This window comes from Desulfovibrio sp., from assembly GCF_035644575.1.
In the GTDB taxonomy this organism is placed as follows: Bacteria; Desulfobacterota; Desulfovibrionia; order Desulfovibrionales; family Desulfovibrionaceae; genus Desulfovibrio.
Genome location: NZ_DASQOG010000254.1, coordinates 1 through 4855 on the forward strand (window position 1 = coordinate 1; position 4855 = coordinate 4855).

General features: G+C 58.0%; 5 protein-coding genes. All 5 read left to right on the plus strand.

Going from position 1 to position 4855, the window contains the following annotated elements; genetic code table 11:
• Positions 1-441, plus strand: a 441-nt coding sequence (locus tag VEZ52_RS14310) for an FtsW/RodA/SpoVE family cell cycle protein (RefSeq protein ID WP_324837412.1), incomplete at its 5' end; no start/stop codon positions are given.
• Complete coding sequence (gene murG / locus VEZ52_RS14315; protein WP_324837413.1) at positions 423-1487, plus strand: undecaprenyldiphospho-muramoylpentapeptide beta-N-acetylglucosaminyltransferase; 1065 nt, start codon at positions 423-425, stop codon at positions 1485-1487. The genes VEZ52_RS14310 and murG, both read left to right, overlap by 19 nt.
• 75 nt (positions 1488-1562) lie before the next feature.
• Positions 1563-2936: a UDP-N-acetylmuramate--L-alanine ligase gene (gene murC / locus VEZ52_RS14320; RefSeq protein ID WP_324837414.1), complete on the plus strand. Its 1374-nt coding sequence runs from the start codon at positions 1563-1565 to the stop codon at positions 2934-2936.
• On the plus strand, positions 2929-3819 hold the full coding sequence (gene murB, locus VEZ52_RS14325) for a UDP-N-acetylmuramate dehydrogenase (RefSeq protein ID WP_324837415.1): 891 nt from the start codon (positions 2929-2931) through the stop codon (positions 3817-3819). Before murC ends, murB begins: the two co-directional genes overlap by 8 nt.
• Positions 3804-4688, plus strand: coding sequence for a cell division protein FtsQ/DivIB (locus tag VEZ52_RS14330; protein WP_324837416.1), 885 nt, complete (start codon positions 3804-3806; stop codon positions 4686-4688). Before murB ends, VEZ52_RS14330 begins: the two co-directional genes overlap by 16 nt.
• Positions 4689-4855 lie beyond the last annotated feature (167 nt).

Sequence of the window (4855 nt, forward strand, 5' to 3'; positions counted from 1 at the left end):
ACGGGCTACCAGCTTGTGCAGTCGCTGCTTGCCATTGGTTCGGGCAGCTTCTTTGGCGTAGGCGTTGGCGCAAGCAAGCAGAAGATGTTTTATCTGCCTGAAGCGCACAACGACTTTATCATGGCCGTGCTTGCCGAAGAAATGGGCTTTGTGGGAGTAAGCGCAGTGATGATTCTGTTTGCCCTGCTTTTCTGGCGCTGCTACAAAATCATCATGGGTCAGCGCAATCTGCGCGACCGCTTTACCGCATTCGGCATTACCACCATTCTTGCAATGGGTTCGGTCATGAATCTGGCCGTGGTCATGGGGGTTGCGCCGCCCAAGGGCGTGCCCATGCCCCTCATGAGTTACGGCGGCAGTAATCTTTTGGCCACCATGCTGTGCGTGGGCCTGCTCATGAACTTTTCAAGGACGGCGGACACATGGACAACATCATCCTGACGACCGGCGGCACGGGCGGGCATATCTTTCCGGCATTGGCTGTGGCAGAGGAATTGCGGCGTCGCAATCCCAATGCCAACTTGCTGTTTGTGGGATCGCTCTACGGGCCGGAAGAACGGCTCATGCGTCAGGCGGGCATTCCCTTTGAGGGGCTGCCGGTGCGCGGTCTGTTGGGGCGCGGCTTCAAGGCTGTGGGCGCAGGCGCGCAGATGGCTCTTGCCGTGGGCAAGGCCGTGGGCATTCTGCGCCGCTTCAAGCCCGATGTTGTGGCTGGATTCGGCGGGTATGCCGCATTTGCGCCCATGCTGGCCGCACGTATTCTTGGCGTGCCCGGCGTGCTGCACGAGCAGAACGCCATAGCCGGTGCCAGCAACCGTTTTCTGGCGCGGCTTGCGCGGCGCGTGTGCATTTCGTTGCCCAACACCAGCGGCTTTGACATGAAAAAATGCGTGTTTACGGGCAACCCTGTGCGGGCGGCCGTAAGCGCGGTGGGGCAGGTGGATCGCCATCGGCAGACGCGCCGTCTGCTTGTCGTGGGCGGTTCGCAGGGCGCGCATGCGCTCAATGCCTTTATGCTTGAAAATCTGGCGGAATTTCGCGGCGCCGGGGTGGAGATTCGCCACCAGACCGGCATAACCGACGAGGGCAGTGTGCGCGCGGCCTATGTGGCGGCGGGGTATGCGCCCGAATGCGTTTCCGCCTTTATTGACGACATGGCCGGGGCCTATGCCTGGGCCGACGTGGCCCTGTGCCGCGCCGGAGCCAGCACTGTGGCGGAGCTTTGCGCCGCAGGCCTGCCCTCGGTTCTTGTGCCTTTTCCCTATGCCATTCACGATCACCAGACCCGCAACGCCGAAGTGCTGACCCGCAGCGGCGCAGCCGTACTGGTGCCTGAAGGACGCATGGCCGTGCAGGGAATGTCTGACATTCTGCTGCGGCTCCTGACCATGCCCGGCGAACGCGAACCCATGGCCGCAGCCGCGCTTGCAGCTGCCCGGCCTGACGCGGCAGCGCGCGTGGTCGCCGTTCTGGAACAAACAGCGTAAACAGGGTTTCAGCATCCAATATCCAAGGGTGGATTCAACCCCTCAAATTATCTAGACTTTCTTTAAAGGTAGAGCATGAACAGCAAGATTCGGCGTATTCATATGGTGGGCATTGGCGGCGCGGGCATGAGCGGCATTGCCGAGGTTCTTCTCAATCAGGGCTACGAAGTTTCCGGCTCTGACATGAGCGATTCTGCCGTTGTGCGTCATCTGCGCGACCTTGGGGCACACGTTGCCGTGGGCCATGCTGCGGAAAACGTGGGGGATGTTCAGGTACTGGTAAAGTCCACCGCCATCAGCGACGAAAATCCAGAGCTTATTGAAGCCCGCCGACGCAACATCGCCATAATCCCCCGTGCCGAAATGCTGGCCGAACTGATGCGTTTGCGGCAGGGCATCGCCATTGCCGGTACGCATGGCAAGACTACTACAACATCACTTACTGCATCCATCTTTGATACTGCGGAGCTTGATCCTACAGTTATTATTGGCGGCAGACTCAACGCTTATGGCACCAACGCTCATCTTGGACACGGCGAATATCTGATAGCCGAAGCTGACGAATCAGACGGCTCCTTTTTGTGTCTTCTGCCCATCATCAATGTTGTGACAAACGTGGACGAAGACCATCTGGATCACTACAAAACCCGCCAGGGCATTGATGATGCCTTTGTGCAGTTCATGAACAACGTGCCCTTTTATGGCCTGAACATCGTCTGCGGCGACGACCCCGGCGTGCGCGCCCTGCTTGCCCGTGTAAAGCGCCCTGTGCTTACCTACGGCTTTGCGGAAGACAACGTGCTGCGCGCCGTACCGCTTGAATGCGGCGTGCGCAACAACTTTGAAGTGTGGCGCAATGGCGTCAAGCTCGGTCAGGTCAGCCTGCCGCAGCCGGGCCGCCATAACATGCTCAACGCTCTGGCCGCCATTGGCGCGGCTATGGAAGTGGACATCAGCTTTGAAAAATGCGCCGAGGGCCTGAATGGTTTTGGCGGCGTTGGGCGGCGCTTTGAATTCAAGGGCGAGAAGGGCGGTGTGACCGTGGTTGACGATTACGGGCATCACCCGGCAGAAATTGCGGCCACTCTTGCAACGGCGCGGCAGGTCTTTCCCGGTCGGCGCATTGTGGCGGCTTTTCAGCCGCACCGATTCAGCCGCACGCAGGCCCATTTTGGCGAGTTCTGCAAGGTCTTTGACAATGTGGATCAGCTGCTGCTCACCGAAATTTACGCCGCGTCTGAAAAGCCCATCCCCGGCGTTTCAGGCCAGAGTCTCGCTCAGGGCATCCGTCAGGTTTCCACAACCCCGGTGGAATACTACCAGACCCTCAACGACCTTGCCGCAGCCCTGCCCAATGTGCTGCGCGAGGGCGATGTGCTGTTGACCCTTGGCGCGGGCAGCATCACCCGCCTTGGCCCCGCGTGGCTGGAGGGACAAGACCATGCGTGAGATGCCCGCTCCTTTTCTTGCCCCCCGCACCACGCTAAGGGTGGGAGGGACCGCCATTGCGGAGATAATACTCGAGCGGAGCGAAGACCTTTATCTATTACCAGATAAACTCAAGGCCCTTGGCGGCACACCTCTGGTACTGGGTGCAGGAAGCAATATTCTTGCGCAGGACGGCGAATTGCCGCTGGTTCTGATTCGTCCTCTGTTCAATGACGGCCCGGTCATTGTGGGCGAACACGAGGGCAAGGTTCTGGTTCGCGCGGGAGCGGGCGTTCCTATGGCGCGGCTGCTGCGTTTTTGCGCTGTGAACGGGCTTTCCGGCCTTGAGGGGCTGGTGGGCATCCCCGGCAGCGTGGGTGGGGCAGTTGCCATGAATGCAGGTTCCCATGGTGCGGAAACATGCAAAAATATTTATAACATCCAGGTATTTGCAGATAACACCATTGAACGCATCAACGGAAGTGCACTGCAATACGGCTATCGTACCCTCAGAATTAACGGGAAAAAGAATGATTTTATCGTCTTGGAAGCCACATTTGGCTTGACCGTTGCGGAAAGGGATGGCATCTGTAATTGCATGCGTCACAACTTTTTTAAGAAAAAGTCTAAACAACCTGTGACGGCCTGGAGCGCGGGGTGCGTATTCAAAAATCCCACGCCGGAAATGTCTGCCGGGAGGCTTCTTGACGAGGCTGGTTTCAAGGGCAGACAACTTGGGGGAATGGCTTTTTCAAGCCTGCATGCAAATTTTTTGATCAATGAAGGCAAGGGCAGCGCCACGGCGGCCTTGGCCTTGTTGCAAGAGGCCCGGCAAGCTGTGCGGCAACGGTTTGGCATTGAGCTTGAGCCGGAGGTCAGGATAGTGCCATGCCCCTTGCCCTGAAAAAAAGTGGACGTAAAGCCCGTAACTCCTACACACGAGCATCTGCCCCAGTCAAAAAAAGCGGCGGCGGATCAAAAGTACGTGCGGGCGGGGTTGTTGCGGGGATTTTCAAGAAGCTCAGGGGCTTCAGCGGGCTGAAAAGCCTTGCCGCGCTGACTCTGCTGCTGGCCTGCCTGGGGCTGATTCTTGCGGGTGTGTGTTATTCATCGCTCTGGCTCTACAACAAGGCCATAACCAGCGATTTTTTCACCACCCGTCATGTTGACGTGACCGGCAACGTGCGCCTCTCGCACGACATGGTGCTGCAATACGGCGGCATACGCGAGGGCGACAACAGCCTTGCAGTCAGCATTGCCAAGGTTGAAAGAAACCTGCGCAAGACGCCCTGGGTTGAAGAAGTTTCCGTTAAGCGCCTTCTGCCGGACAGATTTGTTATACGGCTGAAAGAACGGTTGCCTTCTTTTTGGGTGCATAAGGACGGGGTGCTGTATTACGCCAACGAGCTTGGCGAAATTATAGCGCCGGTTGAGAGCAAGAATTTTCTCTCGCTGCCCACCCTGCGTGTTGACCAGGGGGCAGAAGACGCACTGCCGTACCTGACGCGCCTGATGAAGGGCATGCAAACCGGTTTGCTGCCCATAGAGGCGGGGGCGGTTTCATCCGTCAGCGTGAGCCCCGGCAAGGGCATTGAAATTTATCTTGAAGACAGGGAGATGCGGCTTTCCATCGCTACTGACGATTGGGAGGGCAATCTTTCCCGGTTGAGTCTGACCCTGGGCGATCTGGCCCGCAGACACGAACTGCGCAATGTTCGCGAGATTCGATCTGTTAACGGCAATGTTTGGGTTTTACTTAACCAGCCAGCGTAAGAAACTTGCGGCATGCGCCAGAGCGTCATGCCGTTGCGACCCGGAGACAGGAGTTTTGAGGAGAATGGCATGAATAAGTCCGAGCTCATCGTTGGCCTCGACATCGGCACCACAAAGATATGCGCTGTGGTGGGCGAGCTGTCGGAGTCGGGTCTTGTAGATGTGGT

What these genes read in the sequence shown, in the direction of transcription:
- murG (WP_324837413.1), top strand. Translation starts at nt 423, where the DNA reads ATGGACAACATCATCCTGACGACCGGCGGCACGGGCGGGCATATCTTT.
- murC (WP_324837414.1), top strand. Translation starts at nt 1,563, where the DNA reads ATGAACAGCAAGATTCGGCGTATTCATATGGTGGGCATTGGCGGCGCG.
- murB (WP_324837415.1), top strand. Translation starts at nt 2,929, where the DNA reads ATGCGTGAGATGCCCGCTCCTTTTCTTGCCCCCCGCACCACGCTAAGG.
- VEZ52_RS14330 (WP_324837416.1), top strand. Translation starts at nt 3,804, where the DNA reads ATGCCCCTTGCCCTGAAAAAAAGTGGACGTAAAGCCCGTAACTCCTAC.